Origin of the sequence: Flexivirga sp., from assembly GCF_035551235.1 — a bacterium.
Lineage (GTDB): Bacteria > Actinomycetota > Actinomycetes > Actinomycetales > Dermatophilaceae > Flexivirga.
The window spans coordinates 76,082-100,244 of record NZ_DASZNO010000028.1; the positions used below are offsets into that span (position 1 = coordinate 76,082).

The window sequence follows — 24,163 nt, forward strand, 5'->3', positions numbered from 1 at the left end:
CAACGGCCGTGCGTGCGTGGGCATTCCGCTAGCGTGCGCCAGGTGACCACCGTGCATCGATTGACGCAAAGGGATGCCCGCCGGATCGCGGTGCGCGCGCAGTTGCTGGCATCGCCCCGGCCTGCCGGGTTGCTCGACGTCGTACGCGGCCTCGGCTCGGTTCAGGTGGATCTGACGGCGGCGGTCGCGCCGAGCCCGGAGCTGGTGTGCTGGAGCCGGTTGGGCAGAGGTTACCGGTTGGGTGAGCTGGACGAGCTCTTCGAGGACCGTGCGGTGATCGAGTTGCGCGGGCGGGTGATGGCCGCGGATGACCTCCGGCTCTACCGGGCCGAGATGGCCGACTGGGGCAGGCATCCCCGTGTCGAGTGGCAGGAGTTCAGTGCCGAATGGGTGCAGGCCAATGACCTGTGTCGCCGCGACATACTGGACCGGCTCGCGGAGGAGGCACCGCTGCCCGCGGCCGCCTTCGAGGACACCTGCGAGGTGCCGTGGCGCTCGACCGGATGGACCAACAACCAGAACGTCGTTCGGCTGATCGACTTCATGGAGAGCAGGGGAGAGGTCGCGGTCGCCGCCCGCGGTGAGCGTGGCGAGCGGCTGTGGGACCTCGCCGACCGGGTTCATCCCGAGACCGACGTGGTGCCGGTCGACGAAGCGCTGCGCGCCCGATCCGAACGCGCATTGCGTGCACTCGGTGTGATGCGCCCGAAGGTCCACGACCTGGCCGGTATCGCGCGCCCGGAGATCGAGCCGCCGGGGGAGCCCGCGGTCATCGACGGGGTGCGCGGCAAGTGGTGTGTCGACCCGGCGCAGCTGGATGCGGCGTTCCGCGGGCGGACGACGGTGTTGTCGCCGCTCGACCGGCTGGTCTTCGACCGCAAGCGGATGCACGAGATCTTCGAGTTCGACTACCAGCTGGAGATGTACAAACCGAAGGCGAAGCGCCGCTGGGGTTACTACGCGCTGCCGATCCTGCACGGCGACCGGTTGGTCGGCAAGGTCGACGCTGCAGCGGACCGTGATCGCGGGCGGCTGGTCGTGCACGCCATACACGAGGACGAGACGTTCAGCGTCTCGCTCCGCGCCGCGATCAACCGCGAAATCGACTCCCTCGCAGCGTTTTTGGGTCTACGGGCCGAACGCTGACCGGGCGGGAGAATGCCCCTGCGGACCATGAAGGGCGTGCATCACGATGCCCGGTGGCTGTCGGTGTCAGCCGATACGCTTGTAGACGTTTACGACGAACCGTATACACACCGAGGCGAGGCATCGAATGGCACAACCCAGTCCCTACACGCCGGGGTCCGTGGCACGCGAGGTCCCCGGGCGCACGGTGCAGCTGGCGCAGATCGAGGAACGGCTCGACCTGATGACGGCGCTGGGCCGGCTGGTGCCGCGCATTCGCGTCGACCACGGGCCACGGGGAGTGGGCAAGACGTCGTTGTTACGACAGGTCGAGCAGCGGGCGCACGCCAAGGACGCCGACACGATCTGGGTCACCGCGGGGGAGTCGGCGGGTTTGGTCCCCGCGATCGCGGACGGTGCCGAGCGCCTGGTGCGCCGGTGGCCGGCCAGGATGCGCGAGAAGGTGGCCGCGGCGTTGTCACACCTGGAGCTGAAGGTCACCGGGGGAGTGCCCGGTGTGGCGAGCATCGAGGCGGGCTGGAGCGCCTCGGGCGCGAGTCGACGCGTTCGCGGTGCGACGCGGGAGTTCGAGGATCTGCTGGTCGCCACGGCCGAGGCGACACAGGAGCGTCAGCACTCCGGCCTGGTGATCCTGATCGACGAGGTGCAGGCCGCCGACGCGGCGAGTCTGCGCACGATCTCGTATGCGTGGCAACACTTCCAGTCCGAACGCCGCACCTTGCCGGTGTCCCTCTTCATGGCCGGGCTCCCGGAGAGCGTGGGTGTCATCAACGCCGCCGTGAGCAACTCCGAGCGCTTCGCCTACCGGCAGTTGAAGGACCTCACGCCCGACGCCGTCGCCGTAGCGCTCGCGAATCCGGCGCGCGAGCTGGGTGTGGGCTGGAGCGCGGATGCGATCGACGCGGCGGTTCGGTATGCCGCGGGCTACCCGCACACCGTGCAGCTGATCGGTGAAAACGCTTGGCACCACGCCGGATTCCCCGACCCGGGCGCCACCATCAAGCGCCAGCACGTCGAGGCGGCGGCCGCCGACGTCGAGGAGGACCTGCGCGAGTTGTTCACCGCGCGGCTGTCGAAGGTCACTCGGGACGTGGAGCTGGACTTCGTGCTGACGATGGCGGCGCTCGGCGATGGCCCTGTGCGCCGCAGCGCGATCGCGGCCGCGATGGGCAAGCCGTCCGATGCTCTCGGTGTGCCCCGGAGCCGGCTGATCGGCTCCGGCATCATCACCGACAGCAGCCACGGCTACCTCGAGTTCACGGTGCCGGGGTTCGCTGCGTTCGTGCGTGACGTCCACGACCTGCCGGCACCGGAAGCCTGATCCGGCGCCGGCTCAAACAGAAGGTCCCTGAGGAGCCCGTGAGGAACGAGCGGGCGGCGGCTCAGGCAGAAGGTCCCTGAGGAGCCCGTGAGGAACGAGCGGGCGTCTCGAAGGGCCCCTTGGCGGGTCGCTGCATGCGCTGGTCGAAGCACCGCCATACATCGTCATACCGCTCGGAGCCGTCCAGCTCGAACCCGAGCTTGCGGTAGAAACCGATGGCCCGGTCGTTGCCACGCAGCACCCACAGGTAGGCGTCGGAAGTACCGAGGGATTCGGCCATCAGTGCCTGGGCGACACCCTTGCCGTGCCAGCGGCCGGCGACGTTCAGGCTGCGCACTTCGGCGGACCGCGGCGCATCGTCGTCGCGGGCGGTGCCGACCTCGATGATGCCCACCGGCTGATCATCGACGAAGGCCGCCCGCACGGTGTGATCGTGTTCGGCCGACGTCGCCTGCTCGACGGTTGCCGCCCACCGGTCCACGCCGGCTTCCACACTCAGGGCATCGAGCAGCGGTTGCTCGATGAGGCCCCGGTAGGCGTTGCGCCATACGGCGACGTGCAGGGCGGCCAGCGACTCGACGTCGCGCGGCTCTGGCGGTCTGATCGTCCATTCCGGCACGCAACGGAGTATGCCGCAGGTCGACCCGCGAGGCCTGAATTTGGCCCCGCCCTCGTCGTGTCAGGAACGCAAGACGCAGTCCCCGCACATCCCGATGCCCGCGCGGTAGATCAGGCAACAACTGTGCCGCCGGAATGCTGGGCCGCTGTGCGGGGTGCCTCCGTCCAGACGCGGATCCTGCAGGAAGCTGTCGGCTGCGTTCCGCGCCGCGTCGACCAGGTCCGGGCGGGTCGCGCCCAGCAGCGTCACGGTGCTGTTGACCGCGGAGCCGACGTTGCCCCAGAGAACCTGTGGACTGACGCCATACAGATGCTGCACGGTGTTGGTGACTTGCTCGATCGCCCCGTGTTGCAGGGGGTTTCGCGCGATGGATGACTGCGCAAACGAGAGCTGGAGCAACCGGCCGGGCTTCTGCTGCCACCAGATGTCGGTTGCGGCGGGATCGAGGGAGAGCCCGAGAGCCTGTGCGCAGAGGTGTGCAGAGACGAGTCGTGCGACCACCGCGAACTGTTCGGTCGATGCTGCGACCCGTACGTCGACCGGCGCGCCGTCGGGGGAGCGCAGCTGCGTGCGGACGGCCTCGACCCTGGCCCCCAGCGGCGCCTCCTCGATGCGGGTGGTGAGCAGTTGCCATGGTGCGACTGGGGGTTCGGCTGCCGGATGTTCGGCGAAGGCGAGGGCTTCGCCGAGCCGGTGCGGGTCGGTCATGCCGCGGCGATCCGGTCGATGAGTGCTTGCAGTGGTTCCGGTATGTGGTCCGGGTCGAGCGCCGCGGCAAGTGCGCCCGCAAGGAGTTCCTTGCGTCCGGAAGCCACTCCGCAGAAGCGGTGCAGCTGCTCGGCGAGCGGGCGGTCCTGCCAGGCCGGTTGCTGGCGGAGCGTGGCCAGTTTCATGTCGAGACCGAGTTGCTCGATGACTGCCACCGTGTGTTCGGTGCCGAGGGCACGGATCAACTCTTCCTCCAGGTCCGCACGGCAGATGAAGAAGCCGTATGCCGAGAGGTCGCTCGCATCCCTGACGGTGTAGCCCACTTCGTTCAGTGCTTGCTCGACGAAGCGCACTTCCGGTGCATCGCAGAGCCCGAGGATCTCCAGATCGACTGCGCCGCGGTGCAATTCGATGAGTTCACGGCGAACGTTGGTGACCCCGCCGAGGTCGACGACGTGGACATCGCTCAGGTCAACGCCTCGCGTCGCCGCCACCGCGGTGAGTGCGGCGACGTCGCTGACTCCCTCGAGCAGCACGACCTTGCGATCCGGCGCGGGCACGGTGGCACCTCCTGTTGTCGGCCGATGCGACTCTATGCGGTGGCCGTTCATTGTGCGGTCCGGAAGCCGCCGGTCCTGTGGAGGACCTGGCCGGTGACCCACCCGAGGTCCTTGTCATGTGCTTTCCGCAACGCCTTGCAAGACACCGCCGTCTTCGGCCCGTTCCGGTGCACCGGACCCGCGCGCAGCGCGACCATTGGTGACGTGCGGGACATGCCATGAGGGCGGGCCGCCACAACCGGAATCTGTGGCTGGTCGAGGCGAGTTGGGGCTGCTGGGTTGCGGCGGATCTGGCTCTGCTCGTGATGCTCGCGGTGGTCGCGTTCCAGGTTGGTGGAGTCGGCCTCGTCGGGCTGGTCGGTGCTGCTCGCGTGCTGCCCGGCGCGGTGCTCGGACCCTTCGTGGTGCCCGTCACGGACCGCATGTCACGACCGCGTCTGCTCGTCGTCTCCCACGCATTCGCCGCGGCCATGTCGCTGGCGATGGCGTGGGCGTCCGTGCGGGGGAGTGCCTGGGTGCTGGTCCTGGTGGTCGGGCTCGGCTCACTCGCGGGTTCCATCTTCAAGGCGGTGCTGCGGTCCGCGATCATCCAGGCTGTTGTGACACCGGCGGAACTGGTCGGAGCGAATGCGGCATACGCGGCGATCGAGGGACTCGGCACCGTGCTGGGCCCGCTGCTCGGCGGCGTGCTCCTGGCGGTACTCGGCGCATCGGACGGTCTGGGAAGCGGTCGCAGTGCTGTATGCCGCCGGCGCAGTCCTGTCCGGACTGGTACGGACGGCATACCAAGTGCCCGCGCGGATGACGACGGGCGCGAAACGGCATGGCGCACAAGCTATTCGGCTACTGGCGGGGCCCAGGGTCCGATGGCTTGTCGGGTTGTTCCTGGGCCAGTGCTTCATGCGCGGGTTGCTGACGGTCTTCATCACCGCGCTCTGTCTCGCGCCGGGAGGCGGAGGTCAGGCCAGGGTCGCTGCGCTGTTCGCAACGCTCGGAGTCGGCGGGCTGATCGGGGTATGGCTCTGCTCGAGGACGGTGGGACGGCGGTCGGCCAGTCGGCGCGCCGCGATCGGTGTGGCGCTGTGGGGAGCGCCGGTCGCCGCGCTCGGGCTGTGGCCACATGCCGAGGTGGCGTGGGTGGCGTGGGTGGCGCTGGGCGTCATCGGCCTCGGCAACGCGATGGAGGACGTCTACGGCCTGTCGGTGTTGGATCGGGTGTTGCCGGAGCATCTCGCGGCACGGGCCTACGCGACGTTCTGGTCCGTCTCGGCCGGCCTGATCACGCTCGGGTCGCTGTTCGGGCCCGTTCTGGTGTCGTCCGTTCACCTCGGGCCGGCGATGTGGCTCACCGGAGGTGCGTTGGCGCTCGGCTGCCTGCTGCTGTTGCCGAGCATGCGAGGTTTGGACGCGCGGGTGGGGGAGCCACCACGTGATCTCGCCCTGGTCCGGGCAACACCCCAGCTGGCCGCGCTGCCTGACATGGCCGTCGAGCGGCTCGCCCGTAGCCTGCAGCGCAGGGAACTGTATGACGGTGAAGTCGTGCTGCGCGAGGGAGATCCGGCCGACGGCTTCGGCATCGTGGAACGAGGAGCGCTGCAGGTCGTGCAAGGTCCGCACATCGTGCGGGAGCTCAGCCGCGGCGCGAGCTTCGGCGAGGTCGGGCTGCTCATGGACAGGCCTCGGACCGCGGGTGTGATCGCAGTGGGTCCGTCGGTGGTCCTGTGGCTGGACGCACCGACCTTCGTCGCCGCCGTGACCGGCCATCGCGACGCCAGTGCGGCAGCGTTGGGCATCGCCTACGGGCACTTGAGCGCCGACAGCGCGCGCGCTCCGCAGTGATCATGAGGGCGATCCATCATCGATGGAGCCCACCGGCCAGGGACGGACGCCGAGTGATTGCGACACCGCTGTTGCAGTGATGCCGCAGAGCTGAGAAATCCGGCTTCTAGCGTCCTGGCATGCACTCGAGATCACATACCGGGCGGACAGGACTCACATCGCTGGGCGCCCTTGGCATTGCTTGCATTTGCGTGTTGGTCGCGACCGTCGTCATATCCCAGCGGACGCGCGTCGAGGGTGTTCCGCAGGGCGGGGCCGTGGTCTCTTCGGGGGAGACCACGGCCCGGGCGGTGCGCGCGCCACAGGTCCCGACGCCGCGCGGAGGTCCGGCGTCGGGACCCGCAGCGGGGGAGATCCCCTCGGACGAGCACCTGGACGTCTCCGCGAACGTCCCGGCGGTGACCAACCTCGACCCGGCGCTTCGGCAAGCGCTCGGCGCAGCCGAAACAGTCATGCGCAGCAACGGGATTCAGCTCTGGATCACGTCCGGCTGGCGGACCACGGCATACCAGCAAAGGTTGTATGACGAAGCCGTCGCGCAGCACGGCGTGGAGTACGCCAGGACGCACGTGGCCACCCCTGACAAGACCGAGCACACCAAGGGTGAGGCGGTCGACATCGCCCCGACAGCGGCCGACAAGTGGCTGATCCTGCACGGAGCGCAGTTCGGTCTGTGCCAGACGTACGCGAACGAGATCTGGCACTTCGAGCTGACGGCCAAGGACGGGCAGTGCCCGGCGATGCGAACGGACGCACTGGGATGAGCGCGCGAACCCAGGCCGGCTCGGTACGGATGTCACTCGTCGGACTCGGCCTCGGTTGCTGGGCCGCCGCGATCGCCCTGTATGTCGTGGCGGTGCGCACCGCACCGGGCCGTCTGGCCGACGACGCGGCATTCCAGCAGTTGCGCGACGCGCTCTCCACACGGTCCTGGATCCCGGACGGCTCCGGGCTGGCGGCCGCGCAACTGACGCTGCTGGTGGCGGGCGCCGGTGTAATGTGCGCGACGTGCTTGGTCAATCGGTGGAGCCCACGCACGACTGCCGCGGCCCTGGTCCTCGGGTGTGTGCCCGGTGCGCTGGCGGACGTGCTGAAGGGTGCACTTCCACGGCCGACGTCACCGGTCGAATTCGCGGCACACAACTCGTTCCCGAGTCGCACCGTCGCGGCGTTCGCCGGGCTTGCTGCGGCACTGACGTTCGTGGCGAATTCCCGTCTCCAGCAAGGCATCGCCACCGCTGCCTGGACGGGGACCGGTTTGGTGTCGCTCGTCGTCATACGGGCGCATTGGCATCGGCCGAGCGACGTTGTGGGCGCCCTCCTGATCGCGGTCGGTGCCTGGGCAATCATCGCCGGGCTCGTGGCGCCATACGCCCGGCTCTCGCATCGCGGACAACCTTCGCGGTCCCGGGCGGGCGGACCGGTCACGGAACCAGCAATTCCGCGTTGACCCCACACGTGGTGGAACAGCCTTGAAGAACATGGGGATTCGAGGGCGCGCGGTCTTCGCATCCATCCTCATCGTGCTGCTCGTGGCCGGAGGCACCGCCGTCGCTGTCGTGACGACGGTCGGCACGTGGGTCTACTCCGTGGCTCGCAGCCAGGCGCAGGATCAGTTCACGCAGGAGGCACGCCGGATCCAGGACGCGCATTTCTTCTCGCCACGGCAGATCGACGCGTCACCGGACATGACGATCGTCGTCGACGGACGGATCGTGCGGCTCGGCACCGCCAAGAGCAGTGACCTGACGGCGGACCTGACCTCGACGAACCACACCGACCTGCAGGTGCAACGGCGCACCAAAGGGCCCTATCGCGTGCTCTTCGGCACGCAGGTGACCGTGCAGGGTCCGCCCGGCTCGGGCGGCCTGCAGGTCCAGTTGTATTCGGTGCGACCGTTGCTCGGGGTGCACGACAAGATCGTCTCGATCATCAAGGTCGTGGGGATCTGCCTCGGCGTCGGCGTCCTCCTCGGCGCGCTCGTGGCCCTCTGGCTGTCCCGCTACATCGTGCGCCCGTTGCGGCGCATCGACCGGGCTGCAGCACGCGCCAGCGATGGCGACATCACCGTGCGTCTCGGCCCCCAGGGCGCGCCCGAGCTCGAGCAGCTCGTCCACTCGTTCAACGGACTGATGGACACGCACGAACACTCCCTGCAGCAGTCGCGGCGGTTCGCAGCAGACGTCTCCCACGAACTGCGAACACCCCTCGCAGCGCTGCTGCCCGCGGGCGAAGTGCTGCAGGAGGAGTCCGCCTCGATGTCGCCCGACGCCCGGGAAGCGGCGGGCCTGCTGCACGCCGAGATCCACAACCTGGCTCGGCTGGTCGAAGATCTCATCGAGATCTCCCGCCACGACAGCCGGCAGACCTCCCTCTCACTCGACGAGGTCGACCTGGTCGGACTGACCCGCCAGGTGCTCAGGCATCGGGGCTGGTCCGAGGTCGTCAGCGTGAGGACCGCCCAGCCGCACGTGCCGGTGGTTGTCGACCGACGTCGCATCGAACTCGTGCTGGCCAACCTGGTGAGCAACGCCGTCCAACACGGCCGGCCGCCCGTCACGGTGGCGCTGGGCACCGAGCCCGGCCGCACGGTCCTCGAGGTGACGAATGCCGGCGAGCCCATCCCGCAACAGGTCCAGGACCGGCTCTTCGATCGCTTCTACAAGGGTGAGACGGCACGGACCCGGACACAGGGGAGTGGTCTCGGCCTCGCGCTGACCCTCGAGAACGTCCGGTTGCACCACGGCACGATCAGCGTGCACAGTGACGAGTCGGCGACCACGTTCCGGGTCACGCTGCCGAATTCGGCCGAACGACAGGACAATTGATGGCCAACGTGCTGCTCATCGAGGACGACACCGCGGTCGCGCAGGCGCTCATGCTCGGACTGCGGCGGCTCGATCACGACGTCGAGCATCTGCCGGACGGAAATCGTGATCTTGCGGAGCCGCTGCGGCGCAACGACGTCCTCGTCCTCGACCTCGGACTGCCCGGGCGTGACGGTTTCGACATCTGCCGCACCGTCGCTGCCGAACAACTCCTGCCCATCCTGGTGCTGACTGCACGGTCCGACGACATCGACATCGTGGCGAGCCTCGAGGCGGGTGCCGACGACTACGTGACCAAACCGGTGTCGCCGCGGGTCCTGGACGCCCGCATCAAGGCCCTGTTGCGGCGAGCCAACAGCCCACGGCCGGCCGCGGGCGAGGAACCGGCGCGCGCATCGGTCATCGTCGCCGACTTGGAGATCGATGAGGAATCACTCGAGGTACGGCGTGCCGGACAACTCCTCGAGCTCTCGCCCACGGAGATGCGCATGATGATCACGTTCGCGCGAAATCCCGGCCGGGTGCTCAGCCGGGACGCGCTGTTCGAACGTGTCTGGGGGAGCGATTTCCGGGGTGACTCGCGGGTCGTCGACACCACCGTGCAACGGTTGCGCGGCAAGATCGAGACCGATCCGAAGCACCCTGCCGTGCTGGTCACCGTCCGCGGCTTCGGGTACCGGCTCGCGCCGTGAGCGGCGAACAGTGCTGTCAGCGTTCCGATTCCGGCAGGTAATAGTTCGTCATCAACTCACCCGCCCACGCGGGTTGCCGGACCTCGCCGCGCGGACCGAACTCCGCCATCCACGGCTTGATGTCGAGCACCGGTGTGCCTTCCACCGCATCGAGTCCCTCGACGACGAGGACGCGGCCCTCCACGCCGACGAGACCGCACCGGCTGACGCCGAGCCGGTTCGGTCTGCGCCTGCCGCGTTGGCCGAAGATTCCCACAAGTGGCCAGTCGCTCCTGTTGCGTGGATGCCTGGCGGTCGTCTCGACCGAGGCGGGATCGACCCGGTCGAAGAGATAGACGATTTCGAGATGGCTGAAATCGCGCAATCCCGAGAGGCTCTCGGCGTCATACTCCGGGGTCAGCTCAATGCGGCACTCGGTGCCGCCCCAGAAATCGTCGACGGCATCGTGTCTTCCGGAGCGAACGTGCGCAACCGGTGTGACGGTGAAGTTCACAGCACCATTGTGTCAGCCGCAGTGGCTGTAAGCACTCGTCCAAGTCGTCGAGTTGACCGTGCCGCCCCACTTGACGCACTTCGCGGCGGCCGTCCTCTTGACCGGCCCCGCGTAGTAGCCGAAGTTTCCGGAGTTGGTGGCCTTGGTGCCGCCCTGCACCTGAAGTGTCGCAGCGACAGGGGTTTTCGAGCCCAGCTTGGTCTGTTTCATGGTCACCACGCAGTTCGCCTGTGCGCTGCTCTTGTAGAGCAGATAGATGGTGCCGAGAGTGCCCAGTGCGTGCTTGTCGATGACCTTGTAACCGTCGCCGCAGACCTCGGCGGGCTGGTAGGGGTTCGCACTTCCGCCGCCATACGTGTTGAAGACCGACGTGGCCTCGGAGATGCGGCGGCTCTCGTTACAGCTGCCGCACCCTTCGAACTTCTTCTCGAAGGCGACCGTCGCGGCGCTGATCGTCGTGGCGCTCTTCAGCGCGGAGTACCCGTATCCGGAGAAGGTCCTCAGCTCGTACCACGTGAAGGCCAGCTGCGCCCCGAGGGACCACCTCGACTGTCCGTGCTGGGCGGCATACCAGACCATGTTGTCCCTGCTGTTGTGATCCCAGCGTCCGCCCACGCCCCACTGAGCGATGCCGCGGCCGGGTCCACCTCCGCTCTGTTTGATCGTCGGGTCGACACCGGACTCGACGATCAGGTTGCCGACGATGCCGGCGGACTGTCTCTTGGTCAGCCCCTTGTTCACGAAGTAGTTGAACGCGGTCCTCTCGTTCGCGGCGATCGCCATCGGCGTCACATTCGTCAGGTTGGGGCTCATGCCGACGCTGTTGGTGTGCCCGGTGTCTGCGGCCGCCATCGCCGGCGACGCGGCGACGCCGAGGCCGGCCGGCAATGCGACGAGGGCGGCGACAACGGGTATGAGACGGGTACGGCTCTTCATCTGATTCGTCCTCCACGGTCAGTCGGGTCCGAGTGGTGCAGTGGTCCCCTGGTTGATTGCTGCGCGAGGAAGACTTCTATGGCGCACTTCGATTCGACTGCGAATCCGCTGCGGCCACCGCACAGCGTCTCCCGGCGTGAGGCCGTATGCCGGCCAGCGCGCCGGTCTACGCGTCGTGCGTCGCGAGCGCGCGTTCGATCATCTCGTGGCCCTGCGCCTCGAACGCCTCGTCGCCGACCAGGTGCGCCCAGATCGCTGTGTTGATCGCTTCACGCAGCCGTTCCCGGAACCATGCACCGGGTTCGCGCGGGTCTGCGCCATACCCTTCGACGAACGCGCGCTCACGAGCCGGGTCGGCGCGAAAGTCGCGTGCTTCCAACCGAAGCCAGTCGCTCACGGCCGGACGCATGGCGGACCGGCCGAAGTCGATGACGCTGATCCGGCCCTCGTGCACGAGCCAGTTGCGCGGTTGCCAGTCGCCGTGGGTCGGGACCAGCACGACCGGATCTGCGGTCCAGGACGAGACGATGTCACGCAGCTGCGCCTCGCGACGCGGCGCTATTCGATGCTCCTTGTCGAGGTTGCGGAGGAGCTTGGCGTTCTCCTGCGCCTCGTATGACGCGTCCGTGCGGCGGGCCTGTGCGTGCAACATCGCGAGTAGCTGACCCGCCTGGCGGAAGGTCTCCGGATCCTCCTGGGCGCTCGTGCCGAGGACGAGTTCGCCGGGTAGGTGGGCCGTGAGCAGGATCTTGGCTTCCCGGTCACCGGCCACGAGGCGCGGTGCGCGACCGATGGCGAGCCACGGCGACAGCCACTTCGCGTGTGCGTCGAGCTCGCGTTCGATGTGCTGAGTCATCGCGCCGTCGGCCTTCATGATGAACCGGTCGCCGCCGGACTCGAGCTCCAACACGATGTTGTCGACCAGACCCCAGCTGTGATCGCGTACGACGCGTGCATCCGGCAGCCATTGCTCCAGCAGGGCGCGCTGCGCGGTGCTCAGCTGCGCCGGGGGAGTGGCCACCCGAAGACTGTAGCGTTGCGGGTGATGACCTGGATGAAGCAACGACGACGCCTGACGCTGACAGCAGGAATCGCGGCCTTCGCGTTGACCGCCGGAGCATGTTCGAGTGGCCGGTCCGGTGACGCTGCGTCGACCAGCCAGTCGCCTGGACAGTCGAAGACCTCCGCGGCGGCCAGCTCGACGAAGACCTCGGCAGGGACCTCAACAGCGCGCCCGAAGGCGACGCGACCCTCTTCGCCTGCCCCGTCGGTCGACCCGCTCACCGGTGGCAGGAGGACGACACACCCCGTCATCGCGGTCAAGCTGGAGAACACCGCCGCGGCGATGCCGCAATACGGCCTCTCACCGGCCGACCTCGTCTTCGTCGAGCAGGTCGAGGGCAACCTCACGCGGCTGATGCCGGTCTACCAGTCGTCATACCCGAAGCGGGTCGAGCCGGTCCGGAGCGCGCGCAGCACCGATGTCGACATCCTGCCGGCGTTCGGCCGGCCGGTGCTGGTCTACTCCGGCGCAGCCTCCCAGATCCGCAAGAAGCTGAGCAGGGCGCCGATCAGGCTGTATGGCGGGGACCAGCGCGACTCGAGCCGCCCGGCTCCGCACAACCTCTACTTCGACGTGGCCCAGCTCGCGAAGAAGCACGGGCTTGCCCGGTCCAGGGACATCGGACTGCGCTTCGCGAGAACCGATCCGCAACTGGCCAAGGCACCGACACGGACCAGTTTCACGGTGAAGGTCGGTGGGGACCGATTCTCCTTCGCCTACAAGGGATCTCGCTATCTGCCGAGTTGGAACGGACGCCCCTACACCGACTCCGGAGCCGGCGGCAAGCGGGTGACGGCGAGCAACGTGCTGGCGCTCAGCGTTCGGACGGTCTCGGACCGCTACAGGGACCCGGCCGGGAACCCGGTCTACAAGTCCCTGACCACGGGGTCGGGCAAGCTGACGCTCTACCGCAACGGGAAGCAGCTGTCCGGGGCCTGGCACCGGTCGGCCACGAACAAGCCGTTCCGCTTCACCGACTCGCACGGCAAGCAACTGCGTCTGGCACCGGGCAAGACCTGGATCCTGTTGCAGGACTGAGGGGTTCAGACGACGAGCGGAACCGCGTGGACCTCGTCGGCGGGATGTCCGGTGCGTTCGTGGATGCGCTGCACGGCCTCCGCGGACGGAGCCTCGGACAGGCAGTAGACCTGCCCGCTCTCCGGATCGGCCCAGGCGTTCTTGAACACCACACCCTCCTCGCCCTGGATCTCCAGGTCGGCCTCGTGCGCGGCCTTCAGCTGCTCCGCGGTCACACCCTTCATGTTGTGGTGTACGTCCATGAACTCCGGCATGACGAGCCTCGATTCGATTGGGTGGATGTCGCCCCCCACCTACCAAACGCTACGGGCTTCGACCGGAAGAACCTCGGTTTTTTGCAGCTCACTCGGTACGACCACTCACCGCGATGCTCGCGCCCAGCCCGATCATCACGAGTCCGCCAGTGCCGCCGATCGCCGCCATTCGCTTGGGCGAGCCGGCGAACCATTCGCGTGCGGAGCCGGCGACGAACGCCCACACGCTGTCCAACACCAGCGCGGTGAGCGGTAGGAGAACGCCGAGCACCAGCATTTGGAGTGGCAGATGGCCCTGACTCGGAACGGTATATGCGGGCATCACCGTCACGAGCACGACGATCGTCTTCGGGTTCATGACACCGACGACGAATCCGTCACGGGCCGCTCTGAGCGGACGCACGGCCGGCACACGCTTCTCCAGCGCCGCCGCCATCGCACGACGGTGGCGGATGGCTTGCACACCGAGAAGGACGATGTATGCCGCTCCGACATACTTCACCACCGAATAGGCGATCGCGGACGCCTCGACCAGCGCGCCCATGCCGAGCGCGGTGGCGATCACCTGACCGAGCAGCCCCACTTCGTTGCCGGCGACGGTCGCCAGTGCCGAACGACGACCCACGGTCAGAGCCCTACTGATCGTGAAGAGCACCGACGGGCCCGGGATCGCGACGATGATGACAGCCGTCAGCGCAAAGCCGGCCAGGTGCGAGAGCGGAACCATCGCTCAAGGCTAGATCCCGCTCGAAGATCCTCCCACTGAATTTCGTTGTCAGACTGGAGATCTCAGTAGGTCTGGGACCTGAGTACGTCGAACTCGCAGCCGGGTGCGTCCGGGTCGAAGCCGTGCTCGATCAGCCATCGGGCCGCGTGCAGGCTGCGCACGGACCACCAGCCGCGTATGACGTCGCGGTCGACGGGGGAGCCGTAACCGGCGATGAGGTCATCGAGATGTTCCGGGTGACCGAGGGTCAGCGTGGCCAGGTCGTAGAGCGCGTCACCCTGGGCTGCCTCGGACCAGTCGAGAATGCCGGCGACTTCGTCGTCCTCGTCGATGAACACATGCGCGATCTGCAGATCGCCGTGCCGGAAGACCGGAGACCAGTCCCGCAGCGCGGCAGCGGCGACGGCTCGATTGCGCGTCACCAGGTCGACCGGGAGTACGTCGTTGGCGACCAGCCAGTCACACCTCTCGTCGAGCTCGGCCGCGATCTCGTCGGGGCCCGGCCCGACCCATGGGGGTAACGGCGCTTGGTGCAGCTTTCGTATGGCGGCACCCGCGGCCACCCAGGCGGCCGACGACCGGGTCGATGGCTCACCGAGGAGGCCGAGCGGCCCTCCGGACAGCGTCTTCAGTGCGAGCACCGAAGGCCGTTGCCACAGGATCTCCGCCGTCGGTATCGGCGCCAGCGTCATGGCGTGCGCCTCGCGTTGGATGCGTGCCGGATCGGCGTCCACCTTCAGGAAGGTGCCGCCGACCCTCAGCGTGGTGCGCTCCGAGTGCGCGACGACGACCTCGATCTCGTCCACGATGGTCAGCGTCGCGGATACCCGGTTGTTGCGGCAACGGGTTTGTTCGGTCGAGGGTTCGTATCCTGGTCGGATGGAACCCGACGCGGCACGGGCCATGTTGGTGGCCAAGCGAGCGGAAGCACTCGAGCGCTTGCGCGGGCTCGACGCCAGTTTCACCGACATCGTCGAGGCCGCACAGGACAGCAATCTGGACGACGAACACGACCCGGAGGGTACGACGGTCGCCGTGTCTCGGGCCCAGGTGTCGTCCCTTGCCGCGGAGACTCGACTACATCTCAACGCCATCGATGAAGCACTGGCGCGTGTCGAGTCCGGCAGCTACGGCATCTGCAGTCAGTGCGGCGAGGCGATCGCCGCGGCACGACTGGAGGCGTTGCCGGCGACCACCACATGCATCTCCTGTGCGCAGTCGGCCCATCGCGCACGCAATTGAACCTTCAGTAGTGCGTGGCGATGCCCGTCGGCGCCACTGCTCAAGGTCTTCGAGCTGCCTGGTCAGCGTCGCCCGGATTCGGTCAATTGCCTTCGGTCCCAATGGAGTTCGCAGGGGAGTGGCATCGGCGACAACAGCGTCGGTGATGCCGGTTTGCCGCAAGCGTTTCGCTGAATTCGGTATTGCTGTCGCTCATCAATCGGTATATCTTGATACTCAAGATATATGCAAGGGAGGTAGTTCGTTGGGCTCCACGAGAGAGCGCCCGAAGGTCTCGCTGGCGCGCGAGTTCGAGGAGTGGCTGCGCGTCATACCGGGGGACGTGGACGCGACCACTGAAATGGTTCGGCAGCGAATCGGACGTATTGCCAGGCAGTTCGAGCGCGTGCTGGCCGATGTCGCCGACGATCATGAGATGAGCGCAGGGGACTGGGAGGCGTTGTCGGTGCTCGCACGGTCGGCCGACCAAGGGGGATTGACCCCGGGCCGCATGGCGGCGATTCTCGGGCTGACCTCGGGGACGGTGAGCGTACGCCTCGAGCGGTTGATGGCGGCCGGCCTGATCGAGCGAGCCGAGGGAACGGACAAACGGCAGCGGCCGGTCCGGCTCACCGCGGCCGGCAGGGATGGCTGGGGTGCAGCCACCGTGGCACGGACAACTGCCGAGAGCAGGCTGATGCGCGACTGCCTGACCGGCGGCGAGCTGGATCAGCTCAGTGACCTGCTCGGCACATTGCTCGTGCGCCTGGAGTCCGCCTACGGACCCGCGCCACGGCACGACATGACGCGCGGCCGCAAGGCGAGAGAGTGAGCAGTAGGAACGCGTCGGAGGGGACGAGCCGGATGACCGGTCCTGGGCCCCTCTTCCACGTTAGTTGACATAATGTAGATTATCGGTTCTTTGGAAGAGCGGCCCAGAGGGGCCCGTGAGCCGGCCCTGTGTGATGTGGAAACCTGCCCGCTTCAGCCCATGCCGACCCGTCGTACTCACTGTTCGTAGTAATAGCGACAGGCCGCAATGCGGACTTCGTCGTCGACAACCTTGTAGACCAAGCGGTGTTCGTCGTTGATTCGCCTGGACCAATACCCCTGGAAACCGTCCTTCAGTGGCTCCGGCTTGCCGACGCCCTCGTTACCGTTGCGCATCACGTCCTGAATCAGGAAGTTGATCCGCTTGAGCAGCTTTCGGTCCTGCCGCTGCCACCACAGATAGTCGTCCCACCCTCGAGTGCTGAAGACGACTTTCACTCCATCAGCTCCCGCTCAACACCCTTTCCGGATTCGAGCTCGTCGATCGATGCGAGCAAGCGTCGCGCGTTGGCCGGGCTTCGCAGCAGGTATGCCGTCTCCTTGAGCGACTCGTAGTCGTCCAATGACACGATGACTGCCGGCTCGTGGCCGGCCCGCGTGATCACAACCTCTTCTCGGTCGTTGACCACCGAGTCGAGTACATCGGCATACTTCGCACGCGACTCCGAGTAGCTCATGGTTTTCATGACGACACCTCCGTACAGAAAATTGTACGTTTACGGCGCAACGTGTGGCAAGAATGGCTGTCGTTCGGGCCTGGTGGATGCGCTTTTCATGTGCGCAGGATGCTCCAATTCCCTTCGGACACAACGTCAAACACGCCGTCGACAACCGAGATCGCCGTCTGGTCATCGATGGCGTATGCCGGGTCGGAGATGCTCGCGGCCCACGCTTCCGCCTCGGCCATGGAGTTTCCCGGCATACCGTCGGGCGCGAGGTGCGGACAGATCGAGAAGTCGACCAGACCCAGCGTGCTGTCGTCACCGGAGGGCGGCCGCCACTGGATGAAGTCGTCGCCGACCTCGGGAGTCATCACCATGCTGCCGGCGCTCAGACCCACCCACACGGTGTCCGTCAGCGAGGGCAGCAACTCCGCGAGCCCGCACTGACGCATCCAGTAACAGAGGTAGAGCACGTCTCCTCCCGCGGCCAACAGGGCATCCGCCTCGCGCACCAAGGGAATCCAACGTTCGGAGTCGATGCTGGGCAACGCGGTCAGCTCGAGCAGGCCCACTGATTTCCAGCCGACGTCGACCATCGGATTGGTCGAGTTCCCGCTGGCGAACTGCCACGCCCTGACGCCCGGGCCGACATCAGGGTGTCCGTACATCGCGGTCGGGATGCACAACGCGGTGCACTCGGCGATCGGCTTCCCCAGCATCTGCTCCAGGGCGCTCCGAATGCTGCCGTTCGTCACTCCCCCGGATGTCAGCAACAACTTCACGGTGGCCTCCTGCGCTGCGGGTAGGACTTCAGCGTTCCGGCGCTGTCAACGCCGTGTCAAACGTGCTTCATGGAGCACGTCTGACACGGCGAAGAGTCGCGGACCGCCGTGCACTCAGACGACCAGGCTCAGGGCGAGCACACCGAGCAATCCGATGACACCGACTGCTGTTTCGTAAGTCGTGCGGAGCTTCAGGGTATCGACGAGCGACAGGTTGAAGTACTCCTTGAAGAGCCAGAATCCGGGGTCGTTGACATGGGAGAAGCAGATGCTCCCGCACGTCACCGCGAGGACCAGCAACTCGGGCGAGACACCCGTGCTCAGCAGCGGTGCGACGATGCCGGCGACGGTGACGACCGCGACGGTTGCCGACCCGACGGCCGCGCGAATGATCGCCGCGATGAGCCACGCGAGGATCAGCGGCGAGATGTCCCAGCCGTGCGTGACGTGCTGGATGTAGTTGGCGATGCCCGAGTCGACGAGCACCTGCTTGAAGCCGCCGCCGGCACCGATCACCGCGATGATCATCGCCATCGGCTTCAGTGACTGGGCGCAGGAATCCATCGCTGCCTCGAAGCGGGCAGTGATGCCCGACGGCTCTCCCCCGGCGTATGCCGGGCCGCCGAAGCCACCGATCGAACCGCCGCCACCGGCACCGGCCAGTGCCGGTGCCGGACCGCCCGCGGCCACCGTCTTGGCGAACACCGGAGTGCGCGATTCGGTGACGGTCGACTCATCCGCCGTACGAGCACGGTCCGCGTACGCCAGCCGGGCGATGTTGCCGCCGAGCAGCACCACGGCCAGCAACAGTGCGACGAGGAGCGCGATCGGCGCCTCACCGAAGAACTCCATGATCCGCGCCGCGGTGGTCCCTTCGGAGATGGTCAGCATCGCGATGGCCGAGATCGCCATCATCGCGACCGGGACGGCGACCACGAGGATGCACCGACCGAGCTGCGGCAGCTCGTGCTCGGCGAACTCCCGCGTTGTCGTGAGCGCGTTGGGGATCTGCGGGTTCAGCCGGCGGGCGATCGACAGTCGCGGCCAGATGAACCCCACGATGCCACCGGCGATGATCGCGATCGGCAGGCCGTAGAGCAGCGTCAGCGCCGCACTGGCGTGGAAGGCACTGGCAACGGCGGTCGGACCGGGGTGCGGGGGCAGGAAGCTGTGCGTGGTGGACAGCACGATCGACATCGGGAGGCCGAGCCAGAGCAGCGGCATCTTGTGCCGGCGTACCAGAGTGAAGACCAGCGGGATCAGCAGCACGAACGCGACCTCGTAGAACATCGTGATGCCGATACACAACGAGGTCAGGGCAATTGCGAGCTGGGCCCGCGAGATGCCGAAGACTCGGATCAGGCTGGTGGCGATCCGGTCGGCCCCACCGCTGTCGGCAAGCACCTTGCCGAGCATGGCACCGAACCCGAGAGTCAGGATCGTCTCGTCGAGCTGTCCCCCGACGCCGTCGGTGATCGAGCTGTAGATCTTGTCGATCGGCATACCGCGTAACAGGCCGACGAGCACGGCGACGAGGAAGAGAGCGATGAACCCGTTGAGCCGAAGCTTGGTCATCAGGACCAGCAACAGCGCCACGGCTAGGGCGACTACAAGGAGGGGCATGGCAGGTCAGCCTTCTGGTGTGTGAGGAGCGTCACGGCAGTGCAGTGAGGCTAGGATCACGAATGGATGCCTGTCCAAGCCTGAAATGGCATTGGAAGATACCTTCAGGGCATCATGGAGAGCATCATGTTCTCCTTCGAGCAACTGCGCGGATTCGTGGCCGTCGCCGACGAACGTCACTTCGGGCGAGCCGCCGAGCGCCTGTCCATGACTCAACCACCGCTGAGCCGGCAGATCCAGAAGCTGGAGCGGGCCGTCGGCGCGCGCCTCTTCGAGCGCGACAACCGCAAGGTCGAACTCACCCCTGCTGGTGCCGCCTTCCTGGTGGAGGCACGCCGCCTGCTGGCACTCGCGGAGTCCGCCCCCGACCTGGCCCGGCGCATCTCGGCCGGCTCGGCGGGCACGGTGCGGATCGGGTTCACTGCCGCATCTGCATATGCCGTGCTGCCCGACCTGTTGCGGCAGTTGCGGTCCGAGCTGCCGGACCTCGACCTGGTGTTGTCCGAGCTGGTCACGCGGCAGCAGCTGCACGGCCTCGAGGCACACGAACTCGACCTCGGGCTGGCGCGCGGACCCTTCGACCGCGATCTCTTCGGCTCCCGGGTGATCCATCGCGAAGCACTGCACGTCGCGGTGCCGCACGACCACCGCTTGGCAGGTCACCAGGGTGCGGTGACCGCGCAGGACCTGCGCGGCGAGCCGGTCATCATGCACTCCCCCGAGCGGGCCCGCTACTTCCACGAGCTCGTAGTCCGGCTGGTCGATGTCGACCCGGCCAACGTCGTGCACACCGTGGACCAGGTGCTGACCATGATGCTGCTGGTCAGCGCGGGCCTCGGCATCGCCTTCGTCCCCTCGTCGGTCAGTCGCCTCGGTATCGCCGGGGTGCACCTACTCCCCCTCGAGACGCTCGAACCGGAGCCGGTGGCACTGCATCTGCTGTGGGCGCGCGACTCACGCAACCCCGCCCTGCGCCAGGTCCTGGACCGTATGCCGAAGGAGTTCTGACGCCGTTGCCTGACCTTCGCCCGGCCGCTGATCCCGCCATACCGGGGCGGCATCACATCATGCCCGGATGGTGTTGGACAGGTTTCGTATGGCGCTCGTAGCGTCGATCCATGACCACGCACCCCACCGTCTCGCGGGTCGAGGCCGTCCCGGTCGCCGGGCACGACTCGATGCTGCTCAACCTCAGCGGCGCACACGCGCCGTTCTTCACCCGCAATGTCGTGCTCGTCACCGACAGCGACGGCCGCGTCGGGCTGGGTGAGGTTCCCGGCGGCGAGGCGATCCGGGCGACCGTCGTCGAGGCCGGTGAGCGGCTGATCGGCGAACCCGTGGCGCGTTACGGCCGGCTGCTCGGGCGGATCGCAGCCGACTTCGCCGACCGTGACGCCGGTGGTCGCGGCCAGCAGACGTTCGACCAGCGCATCGCGATCCATGCCGTCACCGCCCTGGAGTCGGCCCTGCTGGACCTGCACGGTCAGTTCCTCGGCGTGCCCGTCGCCGACCTGCTCGGTGAGGGCAAGCAACGCGACGTGGTCCCCGTGCTCGGCTACCTGTTCTACGTCGGCGATCGGACCGCGACCGACCTGCCATATGTCTGCGAGGACGCCCCGAACGACGGGTGGGAGAAGCTGCGCCGCGAGGCCGCGCTGACCCCGGAGGACGTCGTCCGGCTTGCCGAAACCGCGCATGAACGTTACGGATTCGTCGATTTCAAGCTGAAGGGTGGTGTCCTCCCGGGCGAGCAGGAGATTGCGGCGGTCACGGCGCTGAAGCGCCGGTTCCCGAACGCCCGCATCACCCTTGACCCCAACGGCGGCTGGTTGCTGGACGACGCGGTGCGGCTGTGCAGCGACGCTCGCGACGTGCTGGCGTATGCCGAGGACCCGTGCGGCGCCGAAAGCGGATTCTCCGGACGCGAGGTGATGGCCGAGTTCCGGCGGCGCACCGGCATACCCACTGCCACCAACATGATCGCCACCGACTGGCGGCAGTTGGCGGCCGCGGTGCGGTCGGCCGCCGTCGACATCCCGCTTGCCGACCCGCACTTCTGGACGATGCGCGGTTCGGTGCGAGTTGCCCAGCTCTGCAACGACTTCGGGCTGACCTGGGGCTCGCATTCCAACAACCACTTCGACATCTCGCTGGCGATGTTCGCGCACGTGGGCGCGGCCGCACCCGGCGAGATCACCGCACTCGACACGCACTGGATCTGGCAGGACGGTCAGGCACTCACGACCGCTCCCCCACGGATCGCCGGCGGCGCGATCACCGTGTCGGACTCCCCCGGCCTCGGGCTGACCATCGACCGGGACGCGCTGGACGCCGCGCACGACCTCTACCTCGAGCACGGCCTCGGCGCTCGTGATGACGCGCTCGCGATGCAGTACCTGGTGCGCGACTGGACCTTCGACCCGAAGCGTCCCTGCCTGGTGCGTTGAGCAGGTCCGCTCACGCGAGTCGAACCGTCAGCACCGCGTTGCCGGTGCCGTCGGGGTCGTCGATGTCGTCGGTGCCCCCGATGTCAGGTCCGCGCGTCGGCACCGCAGCCCGGCTGACGCACAGGCACAGTTGATCGGCTGCTGCCTTCTGCGTGTCGTCGAGGAAGACGTCCCGGTGGTCGACACGACCGGACACCTCCAGTACGCGGACCGCGCACAGGCCGCATTCGCCCTTGCGACAGTCCGACATGACCGCCATACCCGCCGCCTCCAGTGCCTCCAGAGCGGTGGAGTTGGCGGGCACCCGGACCTCGCGGCCGGTGTCGGCCAGCCGGATGGTGAAGGGCTGGGCCTGCCACGAGCCGCTGCTCCCGAACGTCTCGAACCGCAGGTTCGGTGCGGGGAGACCGTGCGTTGCCCATGCTTGACGGACGGCGTCCAGCAACCCGATCGGCCCGCACATGTAGAGCTCGGTCCGCAGCGGATGGTCGCCGTCACGCACCTGCCCGACGAGTTCCATGACGTCGAGCCGGGTGCCCTCGTCACTGATGTGCAGCTCCAATCGGTCGCCGTGCAGCGCGGTCAGGCGTTCGAGATACGGAAGATCCGCCCGCGATCGGCCCGACACGACGAGGTGGTAGTCCGCCCCACGGGACCGCAGCGCCTGCGCCATCGCCAGCACGGCGGTGATGCCGATTCCTCCGGCGAGCAGGATGTATCGCGGAGCGCCGACGCCGAGCGGGAAGTTCTGCAGCGGTTGCGTGACCGCGATCCGGTCCCCCACCGCCAGGCGGTGCATCCGCGCGGACCCGCCGCGACTCGCGGTGGCGAGTTGCACCGTGAGGGTCAAGCGGCGTCCGCCGTCGGTGCTATCGACGACCGAGTACGACCTGGTCAGCGTCCCGGGGCGGGGGTCGTTGTCATGGAGATCGTCGTTGCGGTCGTCCAGTGAGTGGCCCGGGCGCACGTCGACGTGCGACCCCGGGCGGGCGTGGACCGCCTCCTCGGGACTGAGCACGATCCGGCGCACGTCGCGCGCGACCGTCTCGACCTCCACCACCTCGGCCGATGTCCATCGGACGGCATTGTCTGTGGCCATGGTTCTTACGACTCCACGACGGCACGCAGCACAGGTGCCGCATCGTCGGCGCGGTCAGCGGCCCGGTCCGCATCGCTGCCGCGGCCCTCGGCCGCGAGCATGTCGTCGAGGATCCGGCGTACCCACATGCCGCCGGCATCGATGTTGAGGCTGTAGAAGACGTGCTCGGGATTCTCGTCGATCGCACGCTGTTGCGCGATCAGCATGTCCTCGTCCTCGGCGAACACTCCGCGGACACCCTCCCGCAGCTGCGTCGTGATGAGTTGGCTGTCGAGTCGGTAGTTGCGCATGAATGCCCAGAAGTAGTGACTGGTGCGCGCGGTCTCCGGGGTGATGGTGTTCATGACGAAGCCGTTGACGCCCTGGCTCCGGTCGCCCTCGGGTGCACCGGTGCCGGCCTTCGCGACGCCGACATCGATGCGGATGGTCGACGGCGCCTCGAAGGTGATGATCTGCCACCGATCGACCTTGCCCTCGAACCCGGGGAACTTGTCCCGCATGTTCTTCAGCCAGAACGGCGGCGGGTCGATGTCGCGCATCCATCGCGTCACGGTCACGCCGCGATCACCGCTGCGCGCCACCTCGAACTCGGAATCGCTCAACTCGTCCTGACCGATGCTCGAGGAGTGCACGAACTCCTCGTGCGTCAGGTCCATCAGGTTGTCGAGCACGAGCTGGTAGTTGCAGCCGGCCTCGATCGTCAGGCCGTCGCCGGCCCACTCGGGGTCATCCATCTGCGACATGTCCGGGACCAGGTTCGGATCGGCCAGATCGGGATCGCCGGGCCATACCCACACGTACCGGTGGCGTTCGACGACCGGGAAGGAGGGCACCGCGGCGCTGGGATTGATGGTCTTCTGCGCGGGCATCGACGTGCACCGGCCGGCGGCGTTGTAGCGCAATCCGTGGTAGGGACACTGCAACTCGTCCCCCATCACGGTTCCCTTGGAGAGCGGAGCGAGCCGATGCCAGCACGCGTCGGCGAGAGCTGCGGCGGCACCGTCGCTCCCCCGCCACAGTGCCATCGGCGTCCCGGCGACAGTGCGGGCGAGCGGCGCCTTGGCGGTCACCTCGTGATCCCAGGCGGCGACGTACCAGGCGTTGCGCGGGAAGTCGAAGATCTTCGCGGTCACCGACCGCGTCACGTCAGTCACCGGTTCCCGCTCCTCGTATCCCGCGTCTCCGTTTCGCACCATGAACCTCCACTGCTCTCGAGCCGTTGCGTGGTGACCGTCACCACCGGATCGCCATCAGTGTGAGAGCGGTCACCTACA

The 24,163-nt window shown here is 67.5% G+C and carries 27 protein-coding genes and 1 pseudogene; 13 read left to right on the plus strand and 15 right to left on the minus strand.

All coding sequences use genetic code 11. The features are described 5' to 3' along the window. Positions 1-42 precede the first annotated feature (42 nt). Positions 43-1,146, plus strand: a complete 1,104-nt coding sequence (locus tag VG502_RS09205) for a DNA glycosylase AlkZ-like family protein (protein WP_325549744.1) — start codon at positions 43-45, stop codon at positions 1,144-1,146. Between the two features lie 127 nt (positions 1,147-1,273). Then, positions 1,274-2,467 carry an ATP-binding protein gene (locus VG502_RS09210; RefSeq protein ID WP_325549745.1) on the plus strand — a complete coding sequence of 398 codons (1,194 nt, stop codon included), beginning with the start codon at positions 1,274-1,276 and terminating at the stop codon, positions 2,465-2,467. Between the two features lie 61 nt (positions 2,468-2,528). Here VG502_RS09210 and VG502_RS09215 read toward each other — a convergent pair whose 3' ends face one another. From VG502_RS09215 to VG502_RS09225, 3 genes are read right to left on the minus strand one after another with little or no spacing between them, the layout of a single operon-like run. Continuing rightward, the gene (locus tag VG502_RS09215) at positions 2,529-3,086 is read right to left on the minus strand and encodes a GNAT family N-acetyltransferase (RefSeq protein WP_325549746.1); all 558 of its coding nucleotides are present in this window, start codon (positions 3,084-3,086) and stop codon (positions 2,529-2,531) included. 60 nt (positions 3,087-3,146) lie between these two features. Further along, positions 3,147-3,794 carry a (2Fe-2S)-binding protein gene (locus VG502_RS09220; RefSeq protein ID WP_325549747.1) on the minus strand — a complete coding sequence of 216 codons (648 nt, stop codon included), beginning with the start codon at positions 3,792-3,794 and terminating at the stop codon, positions 3,147-3,149. Continuing rightward, on the minus strand, positions 3,791-4,354 hold the full coding sequence (locus VG502_RS09225) for a hypothetical protein (RefSeq protein ID WP_325549748.1): 564 nt from the start codon (positions 4,352-4,354) through the stop codon (positions 3,791-3,793). Before VG502_RS09225 ends, VG502_RS09220 begins: the two co-directional genes overlap by 4 nt. 305 nt (positions 4,355-4,659) lie before the next feature. On the opposite strand from VG502_RS09225, the pseudogene VG502_RS21835 reads away from it, so the two are divergent. From VG502_RS21835 to VG502_RS09250, 6 genes and pseudogenes are all read left to right on the plus strand, one after another. Next, positions 4,660-5,049: pseudogene (locus VG502_RS21835) on the plus strand (MFS transporter); the annotation flags it as partial. Between the two features lie 205 nt (positions 5,050-5,254). Then, positions 5,255-6,193, plus strand: coding sequence for a cyclic nucleotide-binding domain-containing protein (locus VG502_RS09230; protein ID WP_325549749.1), 939 nt, complete (start codon positions 5,255-5,257; stop codon positions 6,191-6,193). A 191-nt stretch (positions 6,194-6,384) separates the two neighbouring features. Further along, positions 6,385-6,957, plus strand: a complete 573-nt coding sequence (locus VG502_RS09235) for a M15 family metallopeptidase (protein WP_325549750.1) — start codon at positions 6,385-6,387, stop codon at positions 6,955-6,957. Next, positions 6,954-7,643 (plus strand): hypothetical protein, encoded by a 690-nt coding sequence (locus tag VG502_RS09240; protein WP_325549751.1) that lies wholly within the window; start codon positions 6,954-6,956, stop codon positions 7,641-7,643. Before VG502_RS09235 ends, VG502_RS09240 begins: the two co-directional genes overlap by 4 nt. 31 nt (positions 7,644-7,674) lie before the next feature. After that, positions 7,675-9,021, plus strand: coding sequence for a HAMP domain-containing sensor histidine kinase (locus tag VG502_RS09245; protein ID WP_325549752.1), 1,347 nt, complete (start codon positions 7,675-7,677; stop codon positions 9,019-9,021). Continuing rightward, positions 9,021-9,713, plus strand: a complete 693-nt coding sequence (locus VG502_RS09250) for a response regulator transcription factor (protein ID WP_325549753.1) — start codon at positions 9,021-9,023, stop codon at positions 9,711-9,713. Before VG502_RS09245 ends, VG502_RS09250 begins: the two co-directional genes overlap by 1 nt. A gap of 16 nt (positions 9,714-9,729) precedes the next feature. Here VG502_RS09250 and VG502_RS09255 read toward each other — a convergent pair whose 3' ends face one another. The 3 genes from VG502_RS09255 to VG502_RS09265 all read right to left on the minus strand — a co-directional run bounded on the left by VG502_RS09255 (position 9,730) and on the right by VG502_RS09265 (position 12,163). Continuing rightward, positions 9,730-10,206, minus strand: coding sequence for an SAM-dependent methyltransferase (locus VG502_RS09255; RefSeq protein WP_325549754.1), 477 nt, complete (start codon positions 10,204-10,206; stop codon positions 9,730-9,732). Positions 10,207-10,218: 12 nt separating this feature from the next. Beyond that, a complete protein-coding gene (locus VG502_RS09260; protein WP_325549755.1) occupies positions 10,219-11,142 on the minus strand; it encodes a phage tail tip lysozyme in 924 nt (307 codons plus the stop codon). 166 nt (positions 11,143-11,308) lie between these two features. Next, entirely contained in the window at positions 11,309-12,163 is an 855-nt protein-coding gene (locus VG502_RS09265; RefSeq protein ID WP_325549756.1) for a phosphotransferase, read from the minus strand. A 24-nt stretch (positions 12,164-12,187) separates the two neighbouring features. Here VG502_RS09265 and VG502_RS09270 point away from each other — a divergent pair, with 24 nt between their 5' ends. Next, the gene (locus VG502_RS09270; protein ID WP_325549757.1) at positions 12,188-13,243 is read left to right on the plus strand and encodes a DUF3048 domain-containing protein; all 1,056 of its coding nucleotides are present in this window, start codon (positions 12,188-12,190) and stop codon (positions 13,241-13,243) included. 5 nt (positions 13,244-13,248) lie between these two features. Here VG502_RS09270 and VG502_RS09275 read toward each other — a convergent pair whose 3' ends face one another. The 3 genes from VG502_RS09275 to VG502_RS09285 all read right to left on the minus strand — a co-directional run bounded on the left by VG502_RS09275 (position 13,249) and on the right by VG502_RS09285 (position 15,030). Beyond that, on the minus strand, positions 13,249-13,497 hold the full coding sequence (locus VG502_RS09275; protein ID WP_325549758.1) for an SCO4226 family nickel-binding protein: 249 nt from the start codon (positions 13,495-13,497) through the stop codon (positions 13,249-13,251). 88 nt (positions 13,498-13,585) lie between these two features. Then, positions 13,586-14,224 carry a LysE family translocator gene (locus tag VG502_RS09280; RefSeq protein WP_325549759.1) on the minus strand — a complete coding sequence of 213 codons (639 nt, stop codon included), beginning with the start codon at positions 14,222-14,224 and terminating at the stop codon, positions 13,586-13,588. 62 nt (positions 14,225-14,286) lie between these two features. Then, complete coding sequence (locus tag VG502_RS09285) at positions 14,287-15,030, minus strand: phosphotransferase family protein (RefSeq protein WP_325549760.1); 744 nt, start codon at positions 15,028-15,030, stop codon at positions 14,287-14,289. Positions 15,031-15,103: 73 nt separating this feature from the next. On the opposite strand from VG502_RS09285, the gene VG502_RS09290 reads away from it, so the two are divergent. Continuing rightward, positions 15,104-15,466 carry a TraR/DksA family transcriptional regulator gene (locus tag VG502_RS09290; protein ID WP_325549761.1) on the plus strand — a complete coding sequence of 121 codons (363 nt, stop codon included), beginning with the start codon at positions 15,104-15,106 and terminating at the stop codon, positions 15,464-15,466. Positions 15,467-15,710: 244 nt separating this feature from the next. Beyond that, complete coding sequence (locus VG502_RS09295) at positions 15,711-16,277, plus strand: MarR family winged helix-turn-helix transcriptional regulator (protein WP_325549762.1); 567 nt, start codon at positions 15,711-15,713, stop codon at positions 16,275-16,277. Between the two features lie 176 nt (positions 16,278-16,453). Here the strand turns inward: VG502_RS09295 and VG502_RS09300 are convergent, their stop codons facing one another. The 4 genes from VG502_RS09300 to VG502_RS09315 all read right to left on the minus strand — a co-directional run bounded on the left by VG502_RS09300 (position 16,454) and on the right by VG502_RS09315 (position 19,343). Beyond that, complete coding sequence (locus VG502_RS09300; protein WP_325549763.1) at positions 16,454-16,714, minus strand: Txe/YoeB family addiction module toxin; 261 nt, start codon at positions 16,712-16,714, stop codon at positions 16,454-16,456. Next, positions 16,711-16,962 (minus strand): type II toxin-antitoxin system Phd/YefM family antitoxin, encoded by a 252-nt coding sequence (locus tag VG502_RS09305; RefSeq protein ID WP_325549764.1) that lies wholly within the window; start codon positions 16,960-16,962, stop codon positions 16,711-16,713. The genes VG502_RS09300 and VG502_RS09305 overlap by 4 nt, the downstream gene beginning before the upstream one ends. Before the next feature lie 86 nt (positions 16,963-17,048). Then, positions 17,049-17,720 (minus strand): Type 1 glutamine amidotransferase-like domain-containing protein, encoded by a 672-nt coding sequence (locus tag VG502_RS09310; protein ID WP_325549765.1) that lies wholly within the window; start codon positions 17,718-17,720, stop codon positions 17,049-17,051. 114 nt (positions 17,721-17,834) lie between these two features. Continuing rightward, positions 17,835-19,343, minus strand: coding sequence for a GntT/GntP/DsdX family permease (locus VG502_RS09315; RefSeq protein ID WP_325549766.1), 1,509 nt, complete (start codon positions 19,341-19,343; stop codon positions 17,835-17,837). A 126-nt stretch (positions 19,344-19,469) separates the two neighbouring features. Between VG502_RS09315 and VG502_RS09320 the strand changes: the two genes are divergently transcribed. Both VG502_RS09320 and VG502_RS09325 read left to right on the plus strand, forming a co-directional pair. Beyond that, positions 19,470-20,351: a LysR family transcriptional regulator gene (locus VG502_RS09320; protein WP_325549866.1), complete on the plus strand. Its 882-nt coding sequence runs from the start codon at positions 19,470-19,472 to the stop codon at positions 20,349-20,351. Between the two features lie 110 nt (positions 20,352-20,461). Next, positions 20,462-21,790: an enolase C-terminal domain-like protein gene (locus tag VG502_RS09325; RefSeq protein WP_325549767.1), complete on the plus strand. Its 1,329-nt coding sequence runs from the start codon at positions 20,462-20,464 to the stop codon at positions 21,788-21,790. 10 nt (positions 21,791-21,800) lie between these two features. Here VG502_RS09325 and VG502_RS09330 read toward each other — a convergent pair whose 3' ends face one another. Continuing rightward, positions 21,801-22,889 (minus strand): PDR/VanB family oxidoreductase, encoded by a 1,089-nt coding sequence (locus tag VG502_RS09330; RefSeq protein WP_325549768.1) that lies wholly within the window; start codon positions 22,887-22,889, stop codon positions 21,801-21,803. 5 nt (positions 22,890-22,894) lie between these two features. Beyond that, positions 22,895-24,034, minus strand: coding sequence for an aromatic ring-hydroxylating dioxygenase subunit alpha (locus tag VG502_RS09335; RefSeq protein ID WP_325549867.1), 1,140 nt, complete (start codon positions 24,032-24,034; stop codon positions 22,895-22,897). Positions 24,035-24,163 lie beyond the last annotated feature (129 nt).

What these genes read in the sequence shown, in the direction of transcription:
- VG502_RS09210 (WP_325549745.1), top strand. Translation starts at nt 1,274, where the DNA reads ATGGCACAACCCAGTCCCTACACGCCGGGGTCCGTGGCACGCGAGGTC.
- VG502_RS09220 (WP_325549747.1), bottom strand. Translation starts at nt 3,794, where the DNA reads ATGACCGACCCGCACCGGCTCGGCGAAGCCCTCGCCTTCGCCGAACAT.
- VG502_RS09230 (WP_325549749.1), top strand. Translation starts at nt 5,255, where the DNA reads ATGCGCGGGTTGCTGACGGTCTTCATCACCGCGCTCTGTCTCGCGCCG.
- VG502_RS09240 (WP_325549751.1), top strand. Translation starts at nt 6,954, where the DNA reads ATGAGCGCGCGAACCCAGGCCGGCTCGGTACGGATGTCACTCGTCGGA.
- VG502_RS09245 (WP_325549752.1), top strand. Translation starts at nt 7,675, where the DNA reads ATGGGGATTCGAGGGCGCGCGGTCTTCGCATCCATCCTCATCGTGCTG.
- VG502_RS09250 (WP_325549753.1), top strand. Translation starts at nt 9,021, where the DNA reads ATGGCCAACGTGCTGCTCATCGAGGACGACACCGCGGTCGCGCAGGCG.
- VG502_RS09260 (WP_325549755.1), bottom strand. Translation starts at nt 11,142, where the DNA reads ATGAAGAGCCGTACCCGTCTCATACCCGTTGTCGCCGCCCTCGTCGCA.
- VG502_RS09270 (WP_325549757.1), top strand. Translation starts at nt 12,188, where the DNA reads ATGACCTGGATGAAGCAACGACGACGCCTGACGCTGACAGCAGGAATC.
- VG502_RS09275 (WP_325549758.1), bottom strand. Translation starts at nt 13,497, where the DNA reads ATGCCGGAGTTCATGGACGTACACCACAACATGAAGGGTGTGACCGCG.
- VG502_RS09280 (WP_325549759.1), bottom strand. Translation starts at nt 14,224, where the DNA reads ATGGTTCCGCTCTCGCACCTGGCCGGCTTTGCGCTGACGGCTGTCATC.
- VG502_RS09290 (WP_325549761.1), top strand. Translation starts at nt 15,104, where the DNA reads ATGGAACCCGACGCGGCACGGGCCATGTTGGTGGCCAAGCGAGCGGAA.
- VG502_RS09305 (WP_325549764.1), bottom strand. Translation starts at nt 16,962, where the DNA reads ATGAAAACCATGAGCTACTCGGAGTCGCGTGCGAAGTATGCCGATGTA.
- VG502_RS09315 (WP_325549766.1), bottom strand. Translation starts at nt 19,343, where the DNA reads ATGCCCCTCCTTGTAGTCGCCCTAGCCGTGGCGCTGTTGCTGGTCCTG.
- VG502_RS09320 (WP_325549866.1), top strand. Translation starts at nt 19,470, where the DNA reads ATGTTCTCCTTCGAGCAACTGCGCGGATTCGTGGCCGTCGCCGACGAA.
- VG502_RS09325 (WP_325549767.1), top strand. Translation starts at nt 20,462, where the DNA reads ATGACCACGCACCCCACCGTCTCGCGGGTCGAGGCCGTCCCGGTCGCC.
- VG502_RS09330 (WP_325549768.1), bottom strand. Translation starts at nt 22,889, where the DNA reads ATGGCCACAGACAATGCCGTCCGATGGACATCGGCCGAGGTGGTGGAG.